Origin of the sequence: Oricola indica (assembly GCF_965227485.1) — a bacterium.
GTDB classification, from domain to species: Bacteria; Pseudomonadota; Alphaproteobacteria; order Rhizobiales; family Rhizobiaceae; genus Oricola; species Oricola indica.
Genome location: NZ_OZ245747.1, coordinates 2,980,559 through 3,004,765 on the forward strand (window position 1 = coordinate 2,980,559; position 24,207 = coordinate 3,004,765).

The following is a 24,207-nucleotide window of genomic DNA, read 5'->3' on the forward strand; positions in this document are numbered from 1 at the left end:
TCCCTATTCCGCCCTTGCCGGTCCGGCGATGCGGATCCGGTAGTGGATCAGCGTGTCGCAGGCCAGCACGCTGAACAGCAGGATGCCCTGGAACACGTTCGACACCTTGTTGGAAACGCCGAGCGTGATCTGCGCCGCCTCGCCGCCGAGATAGGACAGGGCGAGAACGAGACCAGCCGCCACGATGCCCAGCGGATTGAGCCGGCCGAGAAACGCGACGATGATCGCGGTGAAGCCGTATCCGGGCGAAATCACCGGTCGCAGCTGACCGATCGCGCCCGAGACCTCGCTGATACCGGCGAGACCCGCGAGTGCGCCGGCGATCAGGAATGTCGTGATCACCGTCGTGGTATAGGAAAAGCCTGCGAAACGACCGGCGCGCGGGCTCTGCCCCAGAACACGAATCTCGAAGCCCTTCAGTGTCCGGTTGAGCGTGAACCACACGACGAGCGCGGCGATGATCGCGAAAACGAAGCCGTAATGCGCGCGCCCCGACGACGACATGATTTCCGGCAGGATGGCATCGGCGTGGAAATTCCGGCTCTCCGGGAAGTTGAAGCCTTCCGGGTTGCGCCATGGGCCGCGCACCAGCCAGTCGAGAAAAAGCTGCGCCACGTAAACGAGCATCAGGCTCGACAGGATTTCGTTGGTGTTGAAACGGGCCTTGAGCACGGCCGGGATCGCCGCATAGGCCATGCCGCCGAGCATGCCCATGATCAGCATTGCCGGCAGGACCAGCGGGCCCTGAAAATCCGGCGCCAGGATCGGCAATGCCGACCCGGCGATTGCGCCCATGATAAACTGACCTTCCGCGCCGATGTTCCAGTTGTTCGACAGGAAGCAAACCGACAGGCCTACCGCGATCAGGATCAGAGGCGCGGCTTTGATCAGCAATTCGTGGATCGACCACACCTCGGTCAGGGGCTCGATGAAATAGGAATAGAGCGCCAGATGCGGCGCCTTGCCCAGAAGCGCGAACATGACCGCGCCGAGCGCGGCGGTGAACGCCAGCGCCAAAAGCGGCGACAGGGCGCTGTAGAGTGCCGAGGGATTGGGGCGTCGCACGAGTTCGATACGCATCACTCTTGCCCCGCCTCCATCGTCGCGACCCGTTCCTCGTGATGCTTCTCGGGTGTCGCCCCGCCCATCATCAGCCCCAGCGTTTCACGCGTGACCGTCTCCGCGGGTACGGTTTCCGACAATTCGCCATCGGACATCACGGCGATGCGGTCGGCAATTTCGAGCAATTCGTCGAGGTCCTGGCTGATCACCAGAACGCCGGCCCCATTGCGCGCGAGGTCGATGATTTCCTGGCGAATGCGCGCCGCGGCGCCCGCATCGACGCCCCACGTTGGCTGGTTTGCGATCAGCAAGGCCGGGGACCGGTCGAATTCCCGCCCGAGGATGACCTTCTGCAGATTGCCGCCAGACAATGAACTGGCCGCCGGGTCATAGCCGGATTTTCGCACATCGAGCGCTTTGACGATGCGTTCCAGCGTCTTGGTCAGCGCACCGCGGCGGATTGTGCCAAGCGCACCGATATAGGCCTTCCGGTCGGATGCGTGCCGGCTGAGCAGCAGGTTTTCCGAGAGCGAGAAGCTGGGGACGGCACCGTGGCCAAGACGTTCTTCCGGCGAGAATGCCGCGCCGATCCGGCGACGGCCGCTCGGGCCCAGTCGTCCGGCTTCATTGCCGCGGATCATGACACGGCTGCCCTTGTCCTGCAGCCTTTCCCCGCTGATCGCCTCGAAGAATTCGGATTGGCCGTTCCCGGCGATACCGGCAATGCCGACGACTTCGCCCGGCCGGACCGACAGCGTGATACCGGACAGAGGAACGGAAAATGGACTGCTTGCCGGCTGGCTCAGCCCGTCGATCACCATGACCGGCTCTTCACTGCTCGGGCCTGCCGAGATTTCGCTCCGCTCGATACTGTGAATGTCCTCGCCGACCATCATCGCGGCAAGGCTCTTGGCGGTCTCGTCTCGCGGATTGCAGTGCCCGACCACCTTGCCGTGGCGCAGGACGGTGGCGCGGTCGCAGATGCGCTGCACCTCCTCGAGACGGTGCGAGATGTAGAGGATCGACTTGCCTTCCGCGCGCAGCTTGTCGAGCGTCGCGAACAGTTTCTCGGCTTCCTGGGGCGTGAGCACGGAGGTCGGTTCGTCGAGGATAATCAGTTCGGGCTGCTGCAGGAGGCAGCGCACGATCTCGATCCGCTGGCGTTCGCCGACCGACAATTCGCCAACCAGCCTGTCGGGATGGATCGGAAGCCCGTATTCGTGCGAGACACGCGTCGCTTCCGCCGCGATTTTGGACAAGGTGACGTCACCGCCCAGAGACAGCGCGATGTTCTCGGCGGCGCTCAGGGATTCGAACAGCGAGAAATGCTGGAACACCATGCCGATGCCGAGCGCCCTCGCCTGCATCGGGTTGGTGATGGAAACCGCGCTGTCGCGCCAGTAGATCGTGCCGCCGTCGGGCTGCAGGGACCCGAACAGCATCTTGACCAGCGTCGATTTGCCGGCCCCGTTTTCTCCGAGCAAAGCGTGGATTTCACCGGGCACGATATCGAAATCGACGCCGTCATTGGCCTTGAGCGTACCGAAAATCTTGGTGATACCCTCCACTTTCAGGAGAGTTTCCGACGCGACCTTCTTGCCCCCGGCATCCGTCAATACATTTTACCCGCTGATAAAATCTTGCAATTCGAAACTAAGCGCATTCCGGCGAAGCAAGCAAATGCGAAAAGATCGAATCCCGTTGTTTTTCCGGGATTTCCATAATTTGAATTCGGTTCGTGCGTGCGGTGCATCAATTGGTCTCGGGCGAAATCGCGCTTGACACTGGACACACGCGCAGACCTCCGCCACATGACTCTCATCTGTATACCCGAAAGGAAAAGCCCATGATCGAGTGCGATATCGTTGTCGTCGGTGGCGGACCGGCAGGCATGGCGGCTGCTTTGCAGTCCGCGAAGTTCGGATATTCGGTCATTCTCGTTGCGCCTTCAGGCACGTTCATCGAGAGCGACGATCGCACGACCGCGCTGATGATGCCGGGCATCGATCTTCTGAAAGACATGGGCGCCTGGCCAAATCTGGAACATGACGCCACGCCGATGAAGACGATGCGCATTCTCGATGGATCGCATCGCCTCGTGCGTGCGCCGACCGTGACTTTCCGGGCGCATGAAATCGACGAGACGGCATTCGGATACAATATCGTCAATCGCGCGCTGAACGCGGCGCTTTCGGCCGTTATCGAGGATGTGCCGGCGATTCGGCAGATCGATTCCATGGCGAGTTCGGCGGCCTACGGGCCGGATGGGGCGACCGTTTCGCTCGCAAACGGCGAGACGGTGAACGCGAAGCTGGTCGTTGCCGCCGATGGCGTGAATTCCATCCTGCGCGAAAGCGCATCCATCGGCACGCGCAAGTGGAGCTATCCGCAAACGGCCGTTGTCCTGACATTCGCGCACACACGCGATCACGGCTTCACGTCGAGTGAATTCCATACGGAAACCGGGCCGTTCGCGCAGGTGCCGATGTCGGGCAAGCGTTCCAGCCTTGTCTGGGTGGTGCCGCCCGACGAGGCGGAGCGCCTCGCCTCGCTCGATGGCGATATACTCGCCGGGATGATCGAGACGCGCATGCAGTCGATGCTCGGCAAGGTCAGCGATGTCTCGAAGCCGCAGTGCTGGCCTCTGTCCGGCATGATCGCACATCGCTTCGGCGCGGAACGGCTCGTTCTCGTCGGCCAGACGGCGCACATCTTTCCGCCGATCGGCGCACAGGGCCTCAATCTCTCGCTGCGGGACATCGACGATCTCGGCAAATGCCTCCAAAGCGCCGGGGTCGATCCGGGTTCGTCCGGCGTCACGGGACGCTACGACCGGATGCGGCGTGCTGACGTGACGACGCGGACCGGCACGGTCGATCTTCTCAACCGATCCCTCCTGACCGGTTTCCTCCCGGTGCAGTTGGCGCGCGCCGTCGGACTTGGCGCGATCGCGGCGATCCCGCCCCTGCGCAACATCGTCATGCGCGAAGGCATGGCGCCGGGCTACGGTTTGCGCAGCCTATTCGAGCGGGGCAAACGTCTCAGGGAAAGAGATCGGGCGGAAGCCAGCCATTCGTCATAGCGAACAGCAGCGCCGTCACGGTCGCGACCGAGGCGGTGGTGGTGATAAGGACCGAGGCGGAAGCGCGCTCGACCCACACGCCGTATTGCTGCGCGATCACGAAGACATTCGTGGCCGTCGGCAGGGCGGCGAGCAACACGCCGGAATAGACCCAGATCGGCGGGAAGTTACCGATCCAGCTCAGCAGCAGGTAGACGATCACCGGATGGACCGCGAGCTTGATCGCGACGATGAAGACCATGTCCGAAGGCACGCGCCGCAACGGCCGTAGCGCCAGGGTCACGCCCATCGCGAAAAGCGCGCAGGGCGCGGCGGCATTGGCGAGATAGTTCAGCAGCGTCTGTATAGCGGCCGGAGGCTGGAACGAGACGACCGCCGCGCCGACACCGACAATCGTCGACAGAATGAAAGGGTGAGTGAACACGCGCTTCACCACGCCGAACGCCAGTTGCAGCGGCGATTGATGCGTCGCGTCGCGGCCGGACAGGGCCATCATCAGCGGCGCCATCACGAAATGCAGGGTGTTGTCGAAACAGAACACCAGCGCCACCGGAACGACCGCGTCCTCACCGAAGGCAAGAAGGGCCAATCCGGGTCCCATATAGCCGATATTGCCGTAGGCGGCCGCGAGCGCCTTGACCGTGCTTTCGGCGACATCGCCGCCGGAGCGCAGCACCGCGATCACGAACATCAGCGAGAAGACGATATAGGTCCCGAAGGTCGCGCCGAGCACGAAACGCCATTGTGCCAGTTGCTCGACGGGCGTGCGCGACAGAAGGTTGAAGAACAATGCGGGAAGCGCGACATAGATGATGAACGTGTTCATCCATCCGAGCGCGTCGAGGGGCTGACGGGTGATCCGCGCGGTGACGAATCCCAGAAGGATCAGGCCGAAAAACGGCAGTACCAGGCCGATGACGTTAGCCAATGTCCCCTTCCCCGCGCGGCGTCGAACCTTTGCACCTATTGGCGCATTTCCCCTTGGTCAAGCCATGCGATCCGGATTTCAAACCCTTGAATTTTCGGGCAATACAGCACAAATCATAGTCATGGAAAAACATTCTGCAAAAACGGTCACTGCGCGCTATGCGATCGGGGAGCTCGTGCGTCACCGCATGTACCCCTTTCGGGGCGTGATTTTCGATGTCGATCCCGAATTCGCCAATACCGAGGAATGGTATGAATCCATTCCGGAGGAATTGCGCCCGCGCAAGGACCAGCCGTTCTATCACCTGTTCGCCGAGAACGCGGACACGGAATATGTCGCCTATGTTTCGGAGCAGAACCTGCTTCCGGACGAATCCGGCGAGCCCGTTCGTCACCCTCAGGTGCCGGAGGTGTTCGACTGGCTTTCCGATGACCGGCGTTATGCGATCCGCGCCGGGCTGGAACATTGAAGACTAACCGGCGGCCGGCTCTGTTTCGGCCGCCAGTTGCCGGATGGCGTCAGCGATGGTGTTCGAATCCTGGGCGCCCATGATCGCGTATTTGTTCTGCAAAATGAAGCAAGGCACGCCCGTGACGCCCATCTGCTGGGCGAGCGCTATTTCACGCGTCACGGCCTCCCTGTCGGAATCCGACGCCAGCAGCGTTTCCACAATCGGGGTATCCATGCCGCATTCGCGCGCGACCTCGATCAGGACGGCATGATTGCCGATATTCGCGCCTTCGAGAAAATACAGTTCGAACAGTCTTTCCACGACGCGGCCCTGCACGCCGTCGCCCGCAGTCTGCGCCCAGCGGATCAGCCGATGGGCGTCCAATGTGTTCGGCGATACCGCGATGGAGTCGAACCGGAAAGGAATCCCCACGCCCTGCCCGGCCTGTTCGATATTGCCATAGAGTTGGCGGGCACGCTCGATCCCGCCGAACTTTTCCGCGAGATAGGTGTCCCGATCCTTGCCCTCGGGCGGTAGTGTCGGATCGAGTTGGAACGGCCGCCACGTGACATCGACCTCGATATCGGGATCAAGCGTTTCGAGAGCATGTTCGAACCGTTTCTTTCCGATATAGCACCATGGGCACATTACGTCGGAAACGATATCGATCGCGATGCGAGTCACTTCTCCGACCACCAGACCGGAAGTTGGTATCCGTAGAGCGGCGTTTTCTCCGGGTATTTGATGTGCGCCCAATGGGCGACCCAGGATTCGCGAATATGATAGAGCGGGATCACGTAGTGACCGGAAATGAGTATCCGGTCCAAAGCCCTCACGGCGGCTGCGAAATCCTCGCGTTCGCGGGCGTTGACCAGCGCATCGATCATCGCGTCGATTGCCGGATCGGATGCGCCGGCATAATTGAACGTTCCCTCGACATCGCGTGACCGCGACCCCCAGCGCCAGATCTGTTCCGCGCCCGGCGAAAGCGACGACGACAGCGAGGCGGCGGTCATGTCGTAGTCGTAGGTCTGGCGGCGTTTCTGGAACTGTGCGTCATCGACGGTTCTCACCGAAACATCGATTCCGAGCGTATCGGCGGTACGCTTGTAGGCGAGCGCCATTTTCTCCTCGTCAAGATTCGACGTCATGATCTCGAAGGAAAGCTGTTTGCCGTCCTTCATCAATTTGCCGTCGGATATGGCGTATCCGGCCTCGCCCAGTTTCTCGAGCGCCGCGCGCATGACGGAGCGGTCGCGGCCGGACCCGTCGGTTTCGACCGGCGTATAGGTTCCGTCCATGACTTCGGGCAACACAGCGTCGGGATAGGGTTCGAGCAGCGCCTTTTCGCGTTCGTCGGCTGGACGGCCGAGCGCGGACAATTCATCGGAATTCTGCCAGTAGGAACCGGTTCTCGTGTAACGATCGCCGAAGAGGTTCTTGTTCACCCACTCGAAGTCGAACAGCATCGCCAGCGCTTCGCGGACCTTGGGATCGGCGAACTGATCGCGGCGCGTGTTGAAGAAGAAACCGAGCATGGATTCCGGCCGGTTCGACACGAAGGACGCCTTCTTGATCCGTCCGTCCTCGACAGCCGGGAAGTCATAGGCTGTTTCCCATTTTACCGGATCGCTTTCGGGGTAGATGTCGAAGACGCCCTTCTTGAAGGCCTCGAACAGCGCCGTCTGGTCGCGGAAATATTCCACCGTGACACTGTCGTAATTGTCGAAGCCGCGCTTCGACGGGATGTCCTTTGCCCAGTAGTCGGGATTGCGCTTGTAGGTAATGCGCGTTCCCGGCTCGATACTGTCGACCAGATAAGGGCCGCTGCCCACCGGCGGCGTCAGCGTCGATTGTTCGAACGTCTCGACATTCGTCGCGTGCTTGGGAAGCACGGGCGTCAGCATGACAAGCAGAGGAAATTCGCGGTCGGCGTTCTCGTTGAAGGTGAATTTGACCTTGAGGTCGCCGGTTTTCTCGATCTTGTCGATATTGTTCATCCTGCGATTGTAGGGAGGACGTCCCTTCTCGGTCAGGATTTCATAGGTAAAGATCACGTCTTCGGGCGTTATCGGAACGCCGTCCGACCACTTGGCGTCGGGGTTGATCGAGAACTCGGCCCATGTGCGTTCCTCGTCCATATCGACCTTTTCCGCGATCAGGCCGTACATGGTGAAGGGCTCGTCACGCGAACGCAGCATCAATGATTCGAAAACCAGATTGCCGAATTCGGGATCCCAGATGCCGCGTGCGGTCGTCCGCATGCTTGAAAGGACGAAGGGGTTGAGACTGTCGAATGTGCCGCGAACGCCGTATTTGACCGAGCCGCCCTTCGGCGCGTCGGGATTGGCATAAGGGAAATGCGTGTAATCGGATGGCAGAGCGGGTTCGCCGTGCATAGCGACGCCGTGGGAGGGCTCGGCCTGCGCGCCCGTTGCAAAGGAAAGCGCGAGCGCTACGGCCGCGCCGATGCTCTTCCTGATATGAAACCGCATTCAATGTCCTCCATCGTGTGCCGATCGCAGAATCGAAACCTATCACGGGCTCGTCGCAAATTCAGCATAAGCAGGGAAATTGAAAGGAAATGCGGCGCGGGGCTGGAATTGCCGCCGGTGCGTGTGTATCACACCGCGAAATCGGGCACGTCATGGTGTAGCCGCAATTGAATACCACCGGTTCGCCCTATCGAATTATGCACCGCAAAGAGGACGCAGCTTCATGCGCACCAGTTTCAGCAAATCCATTGCCATCCTGATCTCCGCTGGCATTGCCGCCGCAGGTTTCGTTTCCAGCGCTTCGGCACAGCAGCAGGCCCCTCAGGGCTGGTTCAAGGTCTGCAGCAAGCAGGAAGACAACGATATCTGCAACGTGCAGAACATCCGCACGGCCAATACCGGCCAGTTGCTTACCGCCGTGAACCTGATCCAGATCACCGGCAAGGTGAACCGCGCCATCTTCCAGATCGCCGTGCCCACCGGCCGCATCATCCCGGCTGGCATCGGCATGCAGATCGACGGCGGCCAGGCCCAGAAGATCGACTATGCGATGTGCCTGCCCGATCGTTGCATCGCCGAGGCTCCCCTCACCGAGGCGCTGGTCGCTTCGCTGAAGAAGGGCGGCGAGATGTCGCTGACTTCGATCAACTTCCGCAACCAGCCGAACCCGATCAAGATTTCGCTTAGCGGTTTCACCAACGCTTTCGACGGCGAGCCACTGAAGCAGTCGGAAGTCGAAAGCCGCCAGCAGCAGTTGCAGGAAGCGATCGAAAAGCGCCGGGAAGACTTCCAGAAGCGCCTTCTCGAAGAGCAGGAAAAGGCCAAGCAGGGCAACTGATCCTGTCGCCAAGATCCGAGATGCATGACGGGGCCGCGAGGCCCCGTTTTCTTTTGCGCTGAATATTTACGCCGCCTTGGCGTTTGCCGCATCGGCGAGCTTGGCCAGCTTGGTCGCGAGCACGGCGCAGCCTGTCAGGCGTTTCGCCGGCGTCGGCCAATCCCGTGTGAACAGGAGCGACTGGTCGGGCCGTATCTTCGCAAGCGAGCCTTGTTCGCCGATATAGCCGATGAGGCCCGCCGGATCGGCAAACTCCTTGTTGCGGAACTGGATTACAGCGCCCTTCGGTCCGGCGTCGAGCTTCTCGATATTCGCCTTGCGGCACAGCGCCTTGATGTAGACGACCTTGAGCAGGTGCTCGACTTCCTCCGGCAGCGGGCCGAAACGGTCGGCCAGTTCCGCGCCGAATGAATCGATGTCGGATACTTCTTCCAGTTCCCCGAGCCGGCGATAGAGCGACAGGCGCAGTTGCAGGTCGCCGACATAGCTCTCCGGGATCATGACGGAGGTGCCAACCGCGATCTGCGGCGACCACTGGCCATGGTCGTCAACGGCCTCGCCCTTCATCTCGAGCACGGCTTCCTCCAGCATCTGCTGGTAGAGTTCGAAGCCGACCTCCTTGATATGACCGGACTGCTCCTCGCCGAGGAGGTTTCCGCCGCCGCGAATGTCCAGATCGTGACTGGCGAGCTGGAAGCCTGCGCCGAGCGAATCGAGCGATTGCAGCACCTTCAGCCGGCGCTCGGCCGTCTTGGTGAGCATCTTGTTTGCGGGCAAGGTAAGCAGCGCATAGGCGCGCAGCTTGGACCGGCCGACACGGCCGCGTATCTGGTAGAGCTGGGCAAGACCGAACATGTCGGCGCGGTGGACAACCATGGTGTTGGCGGTCGGGATGTCGAGCCCGGATTCGACGATGGTGGTCGACAGCAGCACGTCATAACTGCCGTCGTAGAAGGCGTTCATCGTGTCGTCGAGCTCACCCGGCGCCATCTGGCCGTGCGCGACGGCGACCTTCAGTTCCGGCACGTGTTCGTCAAGGAACGCCTTCACCTCGGCAAGGTCCGATATTCGAGGACAGACATAAAAGCTCTGTCCGCCGCGGTAGCGCTCGCGCAGCAGGGTTTCGCGGATCACCAGCGGATCGAAAGGCGAAATAAAAGTCCGCACCGCGAGGCGGTCGACGGGCGGCGTGGAAATGAGCGACAATTCGCGAACGCCGGTCAGCGCCAGTTGCAGCGTGCGCGGGATCGGTGTCGCGGTCAGGGTCAGCACGTGCACGTCGGATTTCAGCTCCTTGAGCCGTTCCTTGTGCTTGACGCCGAAATGCTGCTCCTCGTCGATGATCAGCAGTCCGAGATTCTTGAACCCGATGCTCTGGCTCAGCAGCGCATGCGTTCCGACGACGATATCGACGCTGCCATCCGCGATACCCTTCTTCGCCTCGTTCAGGGCCTTCGGGCCGGCAAGGCGCGACGCATGCGCGATATTGATCGGCAGGCCGCGGAACCGCTCGGAGAAGGAGCGGAAATGCTGGCGGGCCAGCAAAGTGGTCGGGACCACGACAGCGACCTGCAACCCGTTCAGCGCGGCGATGAAGGCCGCTCGGATGGCAACCTCCGTCTTGCCGAAGCCGACATCGCCACACACGAGCCGATCCATCGGCCGCCCGGCGACAAGATCGCCCACGACGGCGTCGATCGCCGAAAGCTGGTCCTCGGTCTCGTCATAGGGGAAACGCGCCGCGAACTCGTCATAGAGCCCTTCCGGCGGGCGCAGGGCGGGTGCGGTTCGCGTCTCGCGCGCGGCAGCGATCTTGATCAGTTGGTCCGCCATGTCGAGCAGACGCTTCTTGAGCTTCGCCTTGCGCGCCTGCCATGCGCCGCCACCCAGCCGGTCGAGCACGGCCCCGCTCGCGTCCGAGCCGTAACGCGACAGCAGTTCGATATTCTCGACCGGGAGGAACAGCCGGCCCTCGTCCGCATAGACGATTTCCAGGCAGTCATGCGGCGCGCCGACGGCCTCGATGGTCCGCAGTCCGACGAACTTGCCAATTCCATGGTCGACATGGACCACGATATCGCCGGCGGCCAACGCCGATGCCTCGGAGATGAAGTCGGATGCCTTGCGCTTGCGGCGATGGCGGACCAGGCGATCGCCGAGAATGTCCTGTTCCGCGACAAGCGCGAAATCGGCTGTCTGGAACCCGTGTTCGATGGACAGCACCGCAGCCGGTATCTTCGTCCGGTTGAGCGCCATCGCAACGCCCGCGCCGCTGACGGTTTCGATCCCGCCGAGCGAGTGTTCCTCGAGAATCTGGATCAGGCGGGCCAGCGATCCTTCGCTCCAGCCGGCGAGAAACACCTTCTTCTTGTCGGCGCGCAGCCCGGCGATATGGCGCGCGGCCATCTCGAAGACGTTGGTATCCTTCTCGGCACGTTCCAGAGAGAAATTGCGTCCGGCGGCAATGCCCAGATCGAAGACCGCGACATCCGACGTTTCGGGTACGCCGAATGGCGACAGATCGACCGTCAGGCGCGTTCGCGCGCGTTCGAGGACTTCGTCGGGCGTCAGGTAGAGCGCGTCCGGCGGAAGCGGCTTGTAGGGAACGCCGTCACCGCCCAGCACGCCCTCGGATTGCCCCATGCGCGCATCGTAATGATCCTCGATCATGGTGCGACGCTCGGACAACGCTTCCCGCGTCAGGTGCTCCATGAGAACCGGCGCATCCGGCAGGCACTCGAAGATTGTCGTCAATTCCTTGTGAAAGAGCGGCAACCAGTGCTCCATGCCCGCGAAACGCTGCTGGCTGCTGATCGAGGCATAGAGCGCGTCGTCCCGGGTCGGTGCGCCGAATGTCGAGAGATAGCCCTGCCGGAAGCGGGCGACGCTGTCTGCCGTCAGCGAAATCTCGCTGGCCGGCTGCAACACGAACTCGTTTCTCTGTTCCGTGGTCCGTTGCGTTGCCGGATCGAAGGCGCGGACGCTTTCCAGCGTGTCGCCGAAAAAGTCCAGCCGGATGGCTTCCGGCGTTCCCGGCGCGAAGATATCGAGTATCCCGCCGCGCACCGCATATTCGCCGACCTCGCGAACGGTCGGAACACGCTCGAACCCCGCCGACGCCAGCGTCGCGGAAATGGCGTCCATGCGAATGTTCTGGCCGGGTTTCGCGATGATCGTCTGGGCCGAAATATCCTCTGCGCGCGGCATGCGCTGTAGGACGGCATTGACCGTGGTCAGAACAACGGCCGGCGCCGGGTTCCGCCGTAACGCGGCAAGTCGGTTCATTGCCGCAAGCCTGCGCGCGGAGACATCCGATCCGGGCGACACACGGTCATATGGCAGGCAGTCCCAGGCGGGAAAGTCGATGATCTCGATGTCCGGCGCTATGAATGCGAAGACCTGCGCCCAGTCGGCGAGCCCGGAGCCGTCGCGTGCAACATAGATCAGCGGTCCGCCCTGCGCCGCCGCCTTGCCGGCGAGCGCGTTGACGACGAACGGTTCCGCTCCCGCGGCAACACCGGAGAACACGACACGCCCGGCATCGGCCGGGATATCGGGTACGCCGATCCAGGATTTGCCCGCTTTGCCGCTCATGCCCGCGTGATCCCGTGATGGGCGCAGATCGCGCGAAACAACGGCGTATCCTGCTCGGCGGGAACGGGCCCCTCGCCCGTGAACCATTTGAAGAGATCGCGATCGAGCACTTCGAGTAGCGATTCGAACGTGTCGAGGTCATCCGCGCCCATCGTGGCGACATGCGCATCGGCATACTGGCCGAGCAGCAGATCCATTTCCTTCATGCCGCGGTGCCAGGCCCGAAATTTGGCGCGGCGGCGGCGGGAATCGAGTTGGGAGTTGGCATCCTGCGTGGACAAGGGCATGGCCGGACTTTTCGGGGTAAAGGAACGCGGGCCGGTATAACGCCGGTCACTCGCCTTGTCAGCCTTGATCGCCCCATCGGCGGCATTAAAGATGCGCGACATGCGTCCGCCGGTTCTCGATCCTCTTTTTGCGCCTGTCAGCGTTGTCGACGGGATTGGCCCGCGTATCGCGAAACTGCTCGGCAATCTCTTGCCCGTTCCCGATGCGATGGACGAGCCGCGCGTGCTCGGCCTCGCCTTCCATCTGCCCCATTCTATCATCGATCGGCGCAAGCAGCCCGGTATCGCGTTCGCGCCGGAAGGGGCGATCGTTACGCTGAAGGTTCGCATCGACCGGCATCAGCCCTCACCGCGGGGCCGCTCGAACGTACCGTACCGTGTCTTCGCTCATGACGAGACCGGCGAGATCGCGCTTGTGTTCTTTCACGCCAAGGCCGCATGGCTCGAGAAGTCGCTGCCGGTGGGCGAAACGATGCTGGTGTCGGGGCGCGTCGAATGGTTCAACGGCCGACCGAACATGGTGCATCCCGATCACATGGTTTCGGAGGCAAATGCCGCCGACCTTCCCCTGGTCGAGCCGGTTTATCCGCTGACTGCCGGGGTAACGCCGAAGGTGTTGCGCAAGGCCGTGCTCTCCGCGCTGGAGCGGGTGCCCGATCTGGCCGAGTGGGACGATCCGCATCTGGCGAAACGGCAGGGGTTCGAGCGGTTTCGCGCCAGCCTCGTGAATTTGCATGCGCCGCGCGACGAGGCCGATGTCGATCTGCAAAATCCCTTCCGCAGACGACTGGCCTATGACGAATTGCTGGCGGGCCAGCTCGCTCTCGGCATGGTGCGGCGGAAGATGAAGAAATCCGCCGGTCGCGTCTTCAAGGGAGACGGCGCCATCGCCGACCGGATTCGCGAGGCCTTCGGCCACGACCTCACGGAAGCGCAGGAGCGGTCGCTTCTCGAAATTGGGGCCGACCAGGAAAAGCCGGAGCGGATGCTGCGGCTGCTGCAAGGCGATGTCGGCTCGGGAAAGACGATCGTCGCGCTGCTCGCGATGGCAAGCGTGATCGAGACCGGCGCGCAGGCGGCGATGATGGCGCCGACGGAAATCCTCGCGCGTCAGCATTTTACCTCCATCGGGCCGCTCGCCGAAGCGGCGGGGCTTCGGATTCGCATCCTGACGGGACGCGAGAAGGGCAAAGCCCGCGAGGACACCCTCGCCGCACTGAGTGCGGGCGAGATCGACATACTGGTCGGCACGCATGCCCTGTTCCAGGACAGCGTACAATTCCGCGATCTCGGCCTTGCGGTCGTGGACGAGCAGCATCGCTTCGGTGTCCATCAACGGCTGCTCCTGTCCGCCAAGGGACAGCACTCAGACATGCTCGTCATGACCGCGACGCCTATTCCGCGCACGCTGGTGCTCACCGCCTATGGCGACATGGATGTCTCGAAACTCGACACCAAGCCGCCCGGCCGCAAACCGGTGCATACCGTCACGGTGCCTCTCGGGCGTCTCGACGAGGTGGTGGAGCGGGCAAGAAACGCTGTCGCCGCCGGTCAGAAAATCTACTGGATCTGCCCCTTGGTCGAGGAGAACGAGGATCTGAAAGTGGCATCCGCCGAAGAGCGGTTCGATGCGTTGAAGAAGGTCATCAACGCGCCGATCGGCCTGGTGCACGGGCGCATGAAGGGCGACGAGAAGGACGCGGTCATGCGGGCCTTCAAGCAGGGCGACCTTCGCCTTCTCGTCGCGACGACCGTGATCGAGGTCGGCGTCGATGTCCCGGATGCCACGATCATGGTGATCGAGCACGCCGAGCGCTTCGGCCTCGCCCAATTGCACCAGCTGCGCGGCCGTGTCGGACGTGGCAGCGATCACTCCAGCTGCCTGCTGCTCTACAAGGAGCCGCTCGGCGAGATCGCCCATGCCCGCCTCGCCATCATGCGCGAAACGGAGGACGGCTTCCGGATCGCCGAGGAAGATCTTCGCCTGCGGGGCGAAGGCGAGATATTGGGAACCCGCCAGTCTGGCGCGGCGAACTACCGGCTTGCCTCGCTCGCCGACCATGCCGACCTGCTGGAAATCGCCCGCGATGACGCGCGGCTCATCATCGAGATAGATCCGGACCTGCAATCCGAACGCGGCAAGGCGCTGCGCACCCTGCTCTATCTGTTCGAGCGTGACGAGGCTATCCGGCTGCTTCGGGCAGGTTAGCCTTTCTTCGCGGCTTCCTTGGCGGCCTTGAATCGGGCGCGGAGTTTCGGTGCGAGACCGTCCTTGTTGACCTGGTGGGCCCGCCCGAAGGCGACGGCGTCGTCCGGGACGGCTTCGGTGACCACGGACCCGGAGGCGACATAGGCGTTGTCGCCGATCCTCACCGGGGCGACGAGCGCGGAATTCGATCCGATGAAGGCACCCTGCCCGATTTCGGTGAGATGCTTGCCGTAGCCGTCATAGTTGCAGGTGATGGTGCCCGCGCCGATATTCGCGCCCGCGCCGATCACCGCATCGCCGACATAGGTCAGGTGGTTGACCTTGGCGCCTGCGCCGATTTCCGCCTTCTTCACCTCGCAGAAATTTCCAACCTTGGCCTTGTCGGCAAGATCGGCGCCCGGCCGTAACCGCGCAAACGGGCCGACCTCGGCATGCGCGCCGACGGTCGCACCTTCCAGATGGGAGAACGACCGGATTCGCGCCCCGCCCGCCACACGCACGCCCGGGCCGAAAACGACGTTCGGTTCGATGACGGTATCCGGCTCCACCGCCGTATCGTGATGGAAGAAAACCGTGTCGGGCGCGGTCATCGAAACGCCGTCATCCAGCATCCGCTCGCGAGTGCGGCGCTGCCAGATCGCCTCGACGGCGGCAAGGTCGCGCCGCGTGTTGACGCCGACGACATCCTCGACCGGCGCCTCGATGGCGACGACTTTTTCACCGCGCGCCCGGGCGATCTCGACCGCATCGGTCATGTAGTATTCGCCCTTGGCGTTGTCGTTTCCGATGGCATCCAACAGGTCGAGTATCAATCGACCAGAAAACGCCATTATTCCACCATTACAATAATTTATGGATCGCTCCTCATCCGTTGCATCACGATGCTCGCGGATTGCGACCAACGCGTCGTCGATCTCGATCAAACGGCCATAGCCGGTCGGATCCTCCGGGCGGAACCCGACGACCACGACCGAAGCGCCTTCGTCCAGCCGGGTCCGGGCCTCCTGCATCACCTCGGGGCGGACCAGCGGCGTATCGCCGAACATGACGAGGACATCGTCATAGCCTTTCGCGATGGCGTCTCGCGCCGCGAGCACGGCGTGGGCCGTGCCCAACTGATCTGTCTGCTCGTGGAATGTCGCGTTACCAAGCATCCCGGAAAGCGCTTCGCGTACGGCGTCGCCGCCGTGGCCAACGACGATCGCGGTCGCGTCGCTGCCGGCGGCATTGGCCGTCGCCACGACATGCGCTGCCATCGGCAAGCCGGCGACCGGATGCAGCACCTTGGGCAGCGCGGACTTCATGCGCGTGCCCTGGCCCGCGGCGAGAATGATGGTGAGGCATGTACGCGCCATGGGAAATGCTCCGAACGGCTGTGAGTTCACGTCACGAAGCGCATAGCGGGATTCCCGCGCCAATGCCACACATGGCCGGCAGGTCGCTAGCCGAGCGTGCCGAGGACGGGGAATCGTTCAAGCAGCCAGAACGACATCGATTGCATGCCGCCTGTCAGGAACAACACGCCAGCCAGAACCAGCAGGCCGCCAATCACCTTCTCCACCGTACCCAGATGGGTGCGGAAGGACTGCATGAAGCGCATGAAGGCGCCCGAAAAGACGGCTGCGAGCAGGAACGGGATTCCGAGACCCGCCGAATAGACCGCCAGCAACGCCGCCCCCTCGCCCACGCTGTCACGCGCACCGGCCAAAGTCAGGATCGGACCGAGCACCGGGCCGATGCAAGGCGTCCAGCCGAATGCGAAGGCAAGCCCCATCACATAGGCCGCGAACGGATTGGCCGGGGTGCCTTGCGCCTGGAAACGCGCCTCGCGCGAGAACAGTGCGATTCGGAAAACGCCGAGGAAGTTCAGCCCCATCAGGATGATAACCACACCGGCGGCCATCGCCAGCCAATCCTGATAGGCGCGCAACACGCCGCCGATGGTCGAAGCCCCCGCGCCGAGCGACACGAAAACCGTGGAGAAACCGGCCACGAAGGCCAGTGACGCGATCAGCAAAGGCAGTCGTACGGGCGCGGCGGCGACGGCTGCGCCGCCCTGCTGCGGCTCACCGCGGAACTGGTCGATGGATACGCCCGCCATGTAGCACAGATAAGGCGGCACGAGTGGCAGCACGCAGGGCGACAGGAACGAGATCGCGCCTGCCCCCAGCGCGCTCAAATAGGAAATGTCGACGGCCATGTATGCTCCGCTCGAATGCAATTCGTCGTCCGGCGGCGATGCCTGGACGCGCGTGTCATAGGACATATGAACTTCACGGCAAAATCACCAATTCGCGTGGCGGCGAATTGCCACGTTTTTCAGGCTTCAGGCGGTAAATAGCGGTTGACCGTATCGGACGCCGTCCCTATGAACGACCCGTCTTGACGGCAGGCCACCTGCCGCTCGGGAGCGCGTAGCTCAGCTGGTAGAGCAACTGACTTTTAATCAGTAGGTCCAGGGTTCGAACCCCTGCGCGCTCACCAACAAAATCAAAAACTTAGCCATTCTTAAATCGGTGCTTAGTATTGCTAGTAAGCGAATAGCAAGCACATTGCTCCGATTTGCAGGCTCACCAAGCCGATAGCGCGAGCCCCGCGGGAGCTTTGTCCTGGCGGGGTTTTGCATGCACAGCGTTGGGTATATCATCCGACATGATCAAATCTCCTCGGCATGATGGCGACTGGCCCGATTGCGCCCTTGAATGCGAGGAAGCGATGGAGGACGCCTTCATTGCCGTTGCTGACAGATTGCAAGCTGGCGGCATGTCGCCGGAACAGGTGGCAACCGAATTGATCAATGCCGCGGCAGACGCGCACCATCCCTTCGCAACGGATATTCGTCATCTGGCCGCATGGGCAATGGCGACTGGCTGACGAAAGCATGAAGTCGCGCGTGGTATAGTCAGCCTTGCCGAGAATTACAAACTCGCCGTAGATGCAAACCGCGAGACGGAGCGCGAAATCAAGCGTGCTTGGCAGTAGCCTAACGAAGGCCGGTGAGTAGAAGAACGATAGCGATATATACTGATTCGCGCATATGTTCTTTGCCCGATTCCCATGCGTTCGCCGGAAGGGAAAAACTCCCCTATACAAATTACTTAGGGGAACTTACAGGCGTATAACGACGGCGCTATCCCTTTCGCAGAACAGAATTGAGGCGTAATATACGGTCGCCGTTTTCCTCCCACTGAGGCGGCCGATGCCGGTGTGCATGGGGTGGACCAGCCCCATGTGCATCGGATCTTCAAATAGCCGCGCATTTCCTGCGATTTCTTCATCCGGTACTTTTAAGCGCCTCATAGATCTCCCGCACTCGCCTCATCGCTTCGTCGCGTAACGGAGCGGCACCCTCGCACTTGATGGCGCTTCTATCGCCGATATCCGCCGTACATGACCAGAACCACTCGCCTTGCTGCGGACCGTGCTCATAGCGATAGACGCGACCGATGCCGGGGACTGCCCAGTCATCCTCGCCGATTCGCCGCCATGTGCGCTTCGGTGAATTGTCTTCACCTGAATCGATCTTGCTGCGGACGTATCGATGCACCATCAGCTCAAAGTTCCATCCCGACTAGCCGGGCCATCATATAGGCCAATCCGGCATCCCACTGCGCTTCAAGACGCTCACCGCGTTCTCTCAGCTTGTTATAGGTCTGCCAGTGCATGCCCTTTGGTTTTTCAGGATATGGCTCCTCTAGGTCCGCAACCCCACCCAACTTGGTACGAATCTTTTCGGCCTTTCGGCGAAGCCGATCCAATCCATCTTCATTCTGACTCGCATAGGACAAGCGATAGCATTTGCGGCAGCGAAAATATGCGCCGCCATAGAGTACCATGCAGCTCCGGAAGCATCGCGGGCATAGAAAGAACCGTCGAAATCCTCCGAGCGGCTGCTCCTGCCTTATAAGCTGCACATGCTCATTGACGGATTTCCATTCGTCATCGCCGTATTCGCGGGTCTTATAGTCGAGCTCCAAGCTCCATTCGTGTGTTCGGTAACTGATTGATCCCGTCTTCTCCCTGCCGCGAGACCATGAGAGTGTTCCGAACGCACGCGGCGTCAGGCCGCCGCTCTTCCGTAGATAGCGAATGTCGATGCGCTTGTGGTGCTCGCAGACGCCGTGAGATGCGCTCTGCCAACGATTTCCTGAACCTGGACCGCCCATTTCTTGCCTCGGATTTTGCCGAAATCTTGTGGCAAATCTATCATCTGGCTGCGGCCTCAAAAAGGCATATATTCCTATTTTGGCGCTTGTACCTTACCCTTTTTCGGCCCCTCCCCGCGTGACATTTCCAACTATCGCCTGGCCGTTGGCGCGCGTACACGCGCGACGAGCTCTTGCAGCGGGACAAGGCCAGCCTCGACGTGTTCTGGCTTAGGGACGCGTCGATGACGGACCTGGAAAACCTTCCGGGACCGGAAATCCTTGCGGACGAAATCTTGGAAAACCTCCGGGCAGCGTTAGCCAGTTTCGAGGCGGTCGCGGCTGAAGTCGTGTCGCCACCAACGCAGCAATCCTGACCGTTCAAACACGCGAGCCGGCGATTTTGAAGGTATCCCGGCGCCCAACGCGCACTCTCCAGACGCCCTGTCCCACGTGTGCGCCGAAATTCTTTGTAGAGCCCACAAATCGTGCTTTTTGGACCCTTGAGAGCGACACATACCGGGAGCCCCCCAGTATCTCCACACTCCCTTCTCTCCATATGTAAGTCGTTTTGGCATTATGTCTCTGATCGCACGAGGAAAAATGTGTCATTCAACGCGACACGCGTAGCGCTTCATATCCGGCCTCATAGGCAATCCGTAACATCGCCTCCTCAAGGCGGTCGGCCTCTGACTCCTGAACGAGAAAACTGTCATGAACCGGGAGGACGATCACGCCGGCCCGCTGCATGAAGAGCATGACGGCCTCGGCGAGTTCGCTGTCGATAAGCATCAACTCCGCGCCCTTATCCGAATGAAACGCGCCCGTAATTCTATAGTGGAAGCGCTTGATATCACCGATCAGCTCGCTTGCGGCCTTATACGCTTCCTTCGATCCAGGAATTGCTATCGCGGCCATCGGCTCCCGGCTGGCAATGGCCAATCGCGCCTTTGTTGGATCTTTCGCGTTCAGTAGGATCAGCATGGCAACTTTTACAAGTTCGCGCGGCCAACTACCGATTGTGTAGCAATCTTCAGGCAGCGGTGCTCCATACTGCGCATATATGATTGCGGGGTGTAGGGTCTTGAAGTCGAGTTCGACCACCGGCTCACCATTGATTTGTATCTGCTTACGCAGAATCTTACTCATCGATTGCCAACCTCCTCCGATGCAATAGAAACGGCCACCGCGCTTGAATGAACGATTGAAAATCCTGACTAGCGCACACGGCATCGCGCCGCTGATCCGCGTGTAACGAAGCTGCTCGTTGATCGTCTGAAGCTTGCGACGCATCCGCCATGTTAAAGTAGTATCCCGGTAGTCGATCGGCATTTTCCCCGCATCGCGGAGAATGATTGATTCCGGCGGAGATTTCGGTCGCAGTAGCGGCCCATTCTTCAAGATTGATGAAACGCCATCAATCAGCTGAGGTCGCGCCAACATCGTGCTTTGAAAACCGCGTCGGCCAACGGGAGCCTTGTCATGCAAAATGAGACCATCACCAGCGAGCCGATCGGCCGCGGAAGTGACATTTGCATAGGTGTATAGTTTGCAGCGATACCGCTTCGGCGAATTGTAGTGGTTCTTGTTTCGAGAATAAGAAACTGGTTTGCCTGCCAGAGCCACGTCTAGGATCATTGCAGCACCCGTTTCCGTGCAGTCGAATTGTTTCTGTAAAGCTGGCCAGTGAGCCTTGTGATCCCAGCGCAACGACAGAGGCATGTCTCGTGCACTGGTTTCGGCACCAGACGGGGAGACAGGGCAACATCCAGTGTCGCCACAGTCGCTATTTTGGAATGCGTCAGAAAGCACGCTTGGCTTCGTATTCTGCTGTCGAGTTGAAGCTTTGGGTTTCTATCCAGTCCTGTAAATCCGACTGGCGATATGCGACACGTCGCCCTAACTTGATGTATTTCGGCGATCTTCCGCTCAACCTCATCTTCGCCAGCGTCGATTTGCTTAGGCTGAGTATCTCGGCGGCCTGTGCCGGATTGAGTAGTTTTTCCATGCGAACCTCGCGACATCTTTAGAGCACATCGGGAAACCGATGCCATGTCGCTGATTCTACTTCATGCATGTGGCAGGGCTAGACGCACAAAGCACCCTGCCCCAGCTTTTTTCCGTTATCCACAACCTGTGTTGTTCTGGTTATGTACCGTGCGTATTCACTGACAGTTTTGCTATCTTCCTGAGAAGATCATCGCTCTAATTGAATAGCCCCTAGATTCGTAGACGCCTTCTTCCCTAATTTTGAGGCAAGGAGGCCATGATGGGCAAAGCCAATTTCAGCGACGATTTCAAACGGGACGCGGTGGCGCAGATCACTGAGCGGGGCTATCCGGTAGCGGAGGTGTCGAAGCGGCTGGGCGTTAGTCCGCACTCGCTCTACGCGTGGAAGAAGAAGTTTTCACAGCCTTCTGATGACGATGACAAGGATGCAGAGATCCGGCGCTTGAAGAGAGAGCTTACGCGCGTCACCGAGGAGCGCGACATTCTAAAAAAAGCCACCGCGTATTTCGCCAAGGATGCAAATTGAGATACGCGTTCGTCGCCGATCATCGCCCGCTGTTTTCGGTGCGGGCAATGTGTCGTTGCCTGTGCATCCAACCCAGCGGCTTCTACGCCTGGCTCAAGAATCCGTTGAGCAAGCGCGCCCGCGAAGACGCGCGCCAGACCGAACTCATCCGGACAGCATGGAAGGACAGCGGCAAGGTGTATGGCTATCGGAAGCTGCACGACGATCTGCTGGATCAGGGCGAGACGTGCTGCCCGAACCGCGTTGCACGTCTGGCCAAACTGGCGGGCATCAAGGCCCAGATCGGCTACAAGCGTCGGCCGGGCAGCCATGGCGGCAAGCCGTCATTGGTCGTCGACAACACGTTGGACCGACAGTTCGATGTGGATGCGCCGGACCGGATCTGGGTCACCGACATCACCTACAGTGCGCCTCGACCCGGATAGTCTGGGGTGCATGTGTCTGGAATGCTTGGAGAAAGGAGGAAACCGAAATGCCTTGTCCCTTGCTGTGAAGGGGCATGAGCCCAAGCGGCGGTGGCCTGCCGTCAACTGGCAGGGTGACGTAGCCCGTGGGAAAAGGGGATTGAGGTGAAGTCGTTACGCCGAGATGGTCTCCATGGCTGGCCATGGGCCAAGCTTGAATGGAGAGCCGTATGCGCTGAAAGGTGCACGTACGGTTCGGGGAGGAGAAGCGCGAAAGCGCTTCTTACTCCATTCAGAACACTGGAAGGCTTCGCCTATCTGGCCGTCATCATCGATCTCTATTCCCGGCGCGTCGTCGGCTGGTCGATGCAGAGCCGTCAGACGACGGACGTAGTCCTGCAGGCATTGCTGATGGCGGTGTGGAGACGGAAGCCGAAGAGCCGGGTGCTGATCCATTCGGACCAGGGTTCCCAGTTCACCAGCATGGACTGGGCCTCATTCCTCAGGGCTCACAATCTGGAACACTCGATGAGCCGGCGCGGAAACTGCCATGATAACGCGGTTGCCGAGAGCTTCTTCAATCTGCTCAAGCGAGAGCGGATACGGCGCCGGACCTACAAGACCAGAGCCGAAGCCCGGCAGGACGTGTTCGAATATATCGAGATGTTCTACAACCCGAAACGCCAGCACGTGAGGAACGGGATGCTGTCGCCCGTTGAGTTCGAACGGCAGCAGGAAATGAGCACCGAGGGCGTCTAGAAAACTCGGGGCTATTCAAATCGGCGTAGGGGGCGGTCGATTGGGATCGAGAAAGCTCCGGAAGAGCGCTTATTTACGGCAATGACATGCCGTTGCGACCGGAGCGGAGGAATACTGATGTCGTAATGCCCTTTTCATTTAGAGCGTCAGCCGCATCAGTTCGATGCATGCTCCGAAACCAAGCTCGCTTCGGATTACGCTGATAACCTCACGGCACTTGTATTTTTTCACTTTCGATATCTCGCAGCGATATCAGTGAAGCGGCTTACGTTGCGTGCAGGCGCTGTAGGCTCCCGCTCGAGACCCGTTTGAGATCGATGAACGTCGATCCGCTTCCCGTTCACATGCTCATGGGTCAGGGTCGGATGATCGCGATACCCGAACATTTCTAACATCGCCAGACGGCCTTGGATGGCCGTCTTGTAGTCACCGGCTTCGGACGCCTTCTGACAGGTTCGCTCCAACCGCTCGAACTGCTGGCGTGCATCGAACGAGATCTCGTTGACGACTTGGTCCTTTGCCTCGTTACGGATCTCGACACGCAATTCCTCGACTCGGTCGCGAATCTTATCATCTGCTATCAAGCGCGAGGCATTGGCTGAAGCGGAAGACAGGGCGCTCTTGGGGTAGAGCTGCTTGTAGGCGTCTGCCTGCGACAGTTTTCCCTCGGCTATCAAGAGCGCGAACCGCTCGTGCCGGTTATTGTCGAGCGCCGCCAATTCTCACACCTCTGGCCGTTTGTCGCACACGGGAAAATCTCTGCTTGTTTATGGGAATAATAACCTATCACATCCCGGAATAGAATCGACCAGCCGACTCGTTGCGGACGACCGGCATCCATTGTTGTGATGTGACAGCCGCTTTCCGCTGATACCCGGCACGACCGAATTACCACTCAAAGCGGACATCATTTCATCGGCCGAAACCGGCGGGTTTTGACCCGAAGCAGTCATCTGAATGCGGAGGATACGGGCAATGTCTGGATCTCCAGCGGCCGTGGTTGTCAGATAGAGCTTATATGGACGATAGAAGACGGGGCAGAACTTGACCCGCCGTTTCAATTCGCCGAGAAGCGAGCAGATTCGTGGAGCACTAGTTGATGACGCAAGCATCCAGGAACGGGATTTCCCCAGCAACAAGGCTAGTAATCTCGTTGAAAGCAACATTGAAATCCATGGGCGAGAACGAAGGCGGTGTGCTCCTGAAACTCGATTCCGGGGAATTGTTTACCGTCAACGACACGACTGTCGCTTTCCTGAACGAACTGGATGGTAACAAGAGCCTGGCGGAAATCGTCAATCGGCTGTCCGACATTTATGATGTCGATGTATCGCTTCTCGAAGCCGACCTAATCGAGATAGCAGATGACCTGATGGATCAGAATCTTCTGCGAGCGGTGTGAGCTTGTCTTTGGGTA

21 protein-coding genes, 1 tRNA gene and 2 pseudogenes are annotated in these 24,207 nt (G+C 60.5%); 10 read left to right on the forward strand and 14 right to left on the reverse strand.

Translation table 11 applies throughout. From position 1 onward, the window contains the following. Nucleotides 1–3: 3 nt before the first annotated feature. Nucleotides 4–1,083, reverse strand: a complete 1,080-nt coding sequence (locus ACQK2M_RS14940; RefSeq protein WP_425418435.1) for an ABC transporter permease — start codon at nt 1,081–1,083, stop codon at nt 4–6. Further along, complete coding sequence (locus ACQK2M_RS14945) at nt 1,080–2,678, reverse strand: ABC transporter ATP-binding protein (RefSeq protein WP_425418436.1); 1,599 nt, start codon at nt 2,676–2,678, stop codon at nt 1,080–1,082. The genes ACQK2M_RS14940 and ACQK2M_RS14945 overlap by 4 nt, the downstream gene beginning before the upstream one ends. Before the next feature lie 230 nt (nt 2,679–2,908). Here ACQK2M_RS14945 and ACQK2M_RS14950 point away from each other — a divergent pair, with 230 nt between their 5' ends. Continuing rightward, nucleotides 2,909–4,144: a UbiH/UbiF family hydroxylase gene (locus ACQK2M_RS14950; RefSeq protein WP_425418437.1), complete on the forward strand. Its 1,236-nt coding sequence runs from the start codon at nt 2,909–2,911 to the stop codon at nt 4,142–4,144. Here ACQK2M_RS14950 and ACQK2M_RS14955 read toward each other — a convergent pair. Then, nucleotides 4,104–5,072 (reverse strand): AEC family transporter, encoded by a 969-nt coding sequence (locus ACQK2M_RS14955; RefSeq protein WP_425418438.1) that lies wholly within the window; start codon nt 5,070–5,072, stop codon nt 4,104–4,106. The genes ACQK2M_RS14950 and ACQK2M_RS14955 overlap by 41 nt on opposite strands. A gap of 121 nt (nt 5,073–5,193) precedes the next feature. Between ACQK2M_RS14955 and hspQ the strand changes: the two genes are divergently transcribed. Next, complete coding sequence (gene hspQ / locus ACQK2M_RS14960) at nt 5,194–5,541, forward strand: heat shock protein HspQ (protein ID WP_223477749.1); 348 nt, start codon at nt 5,194–5,196, stop codon at nt 5,539–5,541. A gap of 3 nt (nt 5,542–5,544) precedes the next feature. Here hspQ and ACQK2M_RS14965 read toward each other — a convergent pair whose 3' ends face one another. Then, the gene (locus ACQK2M_RS14965) at nt 5,545–6,207 is read right to left on the reverse strand and encodes a DsbA family oxidoreductase (protein WP_425418439.1); all 663 of its coding nucleotides are present in this window, start codon (nt 6,205–6,207) and stop codon (nt 5,545–5,547) included. After that, nucleotides 6,204–8,018 carry an extracellular solute-binding protein gene (locus ACQK2M_RS14970; protein ID WP_425418440.1) on the reverse strand — a complete coding sequence of 605 codons (1,815 nt, stop codon included), beginning with the start codon at nt 8,016–8,018 and terminating at the stop codon, nt 6,204–6,206. Before ACQK2M_RS14970 ends, ACQK2M_RS14965 begins: the two co-directional genes overlap by 4 nt. Before the next feature lie 223 nt (nt 8,019–8,241). Here ACQK2M_RS14970 and ACQK2M_RS14975 point away from each other — a divergent pair, with 223 nt between their 5' ends. Beyond that, nucleotides 8,242–8,856, forward strand: coding sequence for an invasion associated locus B family protein (locus tag ACQK2M_RS14975; protein WP_425418441.1), 615 nt, complete (start codon nt 8,242–8,244; stop codon nt 8,854–8,856). Nucleotides 8,857–8,922: 66 nt separating this feature from the next. Here the strand turns inward: ACQK2M_RS14975 and mfd are convergent, their stop codons facing one another. Further along, entirely contained in the window at nt 8,923–12,450 is a 3,528-nt protein-coding gene (gene mfd, locus ACQK2M_RS14980) for a transcription-repair coupling factor (RefSeq protein ID WP_425418442.1), read from the reverse strand. Continuing rightward, on the reverse strand, nt 12,447–12,737 hold the full coding sequence (locus ACQK2M_RS14985; protein WP_223478089.1) for a succinate dehydrogenase assembly factor 2: 291 nt from the start codon (nt 12,735–12,737) through the stop codon (nt 12,447–12,449). The genes mfd and ACQK2M_RS14985 overlap by 4 nt, the downstream gene beginning before the upstream one ends. A 100-nt stretch (nt 12,738–12,837) precedes the next feature. On the opposite strand from ACQK2M_RS14985, the gene recG reads away from it, so the two are divergent. Then, nucleotides 12,838–14,946, forward strand: coding sequence for an ATP-dependent DNA helicase RecG (gene recG, locus ACQK2M_RS14990; RefSeq protein ID WP_425420054.1), 2,109 nt, complete (start codon nt 12,838–12,840; stop codon nt 14,944–14,946). On the opposite strand, the gene glmU is transcribed toward recG, so the two are convergent. Beyond that, complete coding sequence (gene glmU, locus ACQK2M_RS14995) at nt 14,943–16,301, reverse strand: bifunctional UDP-N-acetylglucosamine diphosphorylase/glucosamine-1-phosphate N-acetyltransferase GlmU (protein WP_425418443.1); 1,359 nt, start codon at nt 16,299–16,301, stop codon at nt 14,943–14,945. The genes recG and glmU overlap by 4 nt on opposite strands. Nucleotides 16,302–16,387: 86 nt before the next feature. Then, a complete protein-coding gene (locus ACQK2M_RS15000) occupies nt 16,388–17,146 on the reverse strand; it encodes a cytochrome c biogenesis CcdA family protein (protein ID WP_223477743.1) in 759 nt (252 codons plus the stop codon). Between the two features lie 208 nt (nt 17,147–17,354). On the opposite strand from ACQK2M_RS15000, the gene ACQK2M_RS15005 reads away from it, so the two are divergent. Further along, nucleotides 17,355–17,430: transfer RNA gene (locus ACQK2M_RS15005), tRNA-Lys, on the forward strand. Nucleotides 17,431–17,661: 231 nt separating this feature from the next. Then, nucleotides 17,662–17,820, forward strand: coding sequence for a hypothetical protein (locus ACQK2M_RS15010; RefSeq protein WP_425418444.1), 159 nt, complete (start codon nt 17,662–17,664; stop codon nt 17,818–17,820). A 400-nt stretch (nt 17,821–18,220) separates the two neighbouring features. Here ACQK2M_RS15010 and ACQK2M_RS15015 read toward each other — a convergent pair whose 3' ends face one another. Continuing rightward, nucleotides 18,221–18,496: a hypothetical protein gene (locus ACQK2M_RS15015; RefSeq protein ID WP_425418445.1), complete on the reverse strand. Its 276-nt coding sequence runs from the start codon at nt 18,494–18,496 to the stop codon at nt 18,221–18,223. Nucleotides 18,497–18,500: 4 nt separating this feature from the next. Further along, on the reverse strand, nt 18,501–18,923 hold the full coding sequence (locus tag ACQK2M_RS15020; RefSeq protein ID WP_425418446.1) for a hypothetical protein: 423 nt from the start codon (nt 18,921–18,923) through the stop codon (nt 18,501–18,503). Nucleotides 18,924–19,336: 413 nt separating this feature from the next. Between ACQK2M_RS15020 and ACQK2M_RS15025 the strand changes: the two genes are divergently transcribed. After that, on the forward strand, nt 19,337–19,468 hold the full coding sequence (locus tag ACQK2M_RS15025) for a hypothetical protein (protein WP_425418447.1): 132 nt from the start codon (nt 19,337–19,339) through the stop codon (nt 19,466–19,468). A 235-nt stretch (nt 19,469–19,703) separates the two neighbouring features. Here ACQK2M_RS15025 and ACQK2M_RS15030 read toward each other — a convergent pair whose 3' ends face one another. Together ACQK2M_RS15030 and ACQK2M_RS15035 are read right to left on the reverse strand one after the other, a co-directional pair. Further along, nucleotides 19,704–20,729, reverse strand: coding sequence for a hypothetical protein (locus tag ACQK2M_RS15030; protein ID WP_425418448.1), 1,026 nt, complete (start codon nt 20,727–20,729; stop codon nt 19,704–19,706). Nucleotides 20,730–20,892: 163 nt separating this feature from the next. Then, nucleotides 20,893–21,099, reverse strand: a complete 207-nt coding sequence (locus tag ACQK2M_RS15035; RefSeq protein ID WP_425418449.1) for a helix-turn-helix transcriptional regulator — start codon at nt 21,097–21,099, stop codon at nt 20,893–20,895. A 261-nt stretch (nt 21,100–21,360) separates the two neighbouring features. Here ACQK2M_RS15035 and ACQK2M_RS15040 point away from each other — a divergent pair. Both ACQK2M_RS15040 and ACQK2M_RS15045 read left to right on the forward strand, forming a co-directional pair. Continuing rightward, nucleotides 21,361–22,049 (forward strand): annotated as a pseudogene (locus tag ACQK2M_RS15040) (IS3 family transposase); the annotation flags it as partial. Nucleotides 22,050–22,313: 264 nt separating this feature from the next. After that, nucleotides 22,314–22,790 (forward strand): annotated as a pseudogene (locus tag ACQK2M_RS15045) (IS3 family transposase); the annotation flags it as partial. A gap of 227 nt (nt 22,791–23,017) precedes the next feature. On the opposite strand, the gene ACQK2M_RS15050 reads toward ACQK2M_RS15045, so the two are convergent. Then, on the reverse strand, nt 23,018–23,509 hold the full coding sequence (locus ACQK2M_RS15050) for a hypothetical protein (protein WP_425418450.1): 492 nt from the start codon (nt 23,507–23,509) through the stop codon (nt 23,018–23,020). Between the two features lie 380 nt (nt 23,510–23,889). Here ACQK2M_RS15050 and ACQK2M_RS15055 point away from each other — a divergent pair, with 380 nt between their 5' ends. Then, nucleotides 23,890–24,192 carry a PqqD family protein gene (locus tag ACQK2M_RS15055; RefSeq protein WP_425418451.1) on the forward strand — a complete coding sequence of 101 codons (303 nt, stop codon included), beginning with the start codon at nt 23,890–23,892 and terminating at the stop codon, nt 24,190–24,192. Nucleotides 24,193–24,207: the final 15 nt, after the last annotated feature.

What these genes read in the sequence shown, in the direction of transcription:
- ACQK2M_RS14950 (WP_425418437.1), top strand. Translation starts at nt 2,909, where the DNA reads ATGATCGAGTGCGATATCGTTGTCGTCGGTGGCGGACCGGCAGGCATG.
- hspQ (WP_223477749.1), top strand. Translation starts at nt 5,194, where the DNA reads ATGGAAAAACATTCTGCAAAAACGGTCACTGCGCGCTATGCGATCGGG.
- ACQK2M_RS14970 (WP_425418440.1), bottom strand. Translation starts at nt 8,018, where the DNA reads ATGCGGTTTCATATCAGGAAGAGCATCGGCGCGGCCGTAGCGCTCGCG.
- ACQK2M_RS14975 (WP_425418441.1), top strand. Translation starts at nt 8,242, where the DNA reads ATGCGCACCAGTTTCAGCAAATCCATTGCCATCCTGATCTCCGCTGGC.
- mfd (WP_425418442.1), bottom strand. Translation starts at nt 12,450, where the DNA reads ATGAGCGGCAAAGCGGGCAAATCCTGGATCGGCGTACCCGATATCCCG.
- ACQK2M_RS14985 (WP_223478089.1), bottom strand. Translation starts at nt 12,737, where the DNA reads ATGCCCTTGTCCACGCAGGATGCCAACTCCCAACTCGATTCCCGCCGC.
- recG (WP_425420054.1), top strand. Translation starts at nt 12,838, where the DNA reads ATGCGTCCGCCGGTTCTCGATCCTCTTTTTGCGCCTGTCAGCGTTGTC.
- glmU (WP_425418443.1), bottom strand. Translation starts at nt 16,301, where the DNA reads ATGGCGCGTACATGCCTCACCATCATTCTCGCCGCGGGCCAGGGCACG.
- ACQK2M_RS15000 (WP_223477743.1), bottom strand. Translation starts at nt 17,146, where the DNA reads ATGGCCGTCGACATTTCCTATTTGAGCGCGCTGGGGGCAGGCGCGATC.
- ACQK2M_RS15010 (WP_425418444.1), top strand. Translation starts at nt 17,662, where the DNA reads ATGGAGGACGCCTTCATTGCCGTTGCTGACAGATTGCAAGCTGGCGGC.
- ACQK2M_RS15015 (WP_425418445.1), bottom strand. Translation starts at nt 18,496, where the DNA reads ATGGTGCATCGATACGTCCGCAGCAAGATCGATTCAGGTGAAGACAAT.
- ACQK2M_RS15025 (WP_425418447.1), top strand. Translation starts at nt 19,337, where the DNA reads ATGACGGACCTGGAAAACCTTCCGGGACCGGAAATCCTTGCGGACGAA.
- ACQK2M_RS15030 (WP_425418448.1), bottom strand. Translation starts at nt 20,729, where the DNA reads ATGATCCTAGACGTGGCTCTGGCAGGCAAACCAGTTTCTTATTCTCGA.
- ACQK2M_RS15035 (WP_425418449.1), bottom strand. Translation starts at nt 21,099, where the DNA reads ATGGAAAAACTACTCAATCCGGCACAGGCCGCCGAGATACTCAGCCTA.
- ACQK2M_RS15055 (WP_425418451.1), top strand. Translation starts at nt 23,890, where the DNA reads ATGACGCAAGCATCCAGGAACGGGATTTCCCCAGCAACAAGGCTAGTA.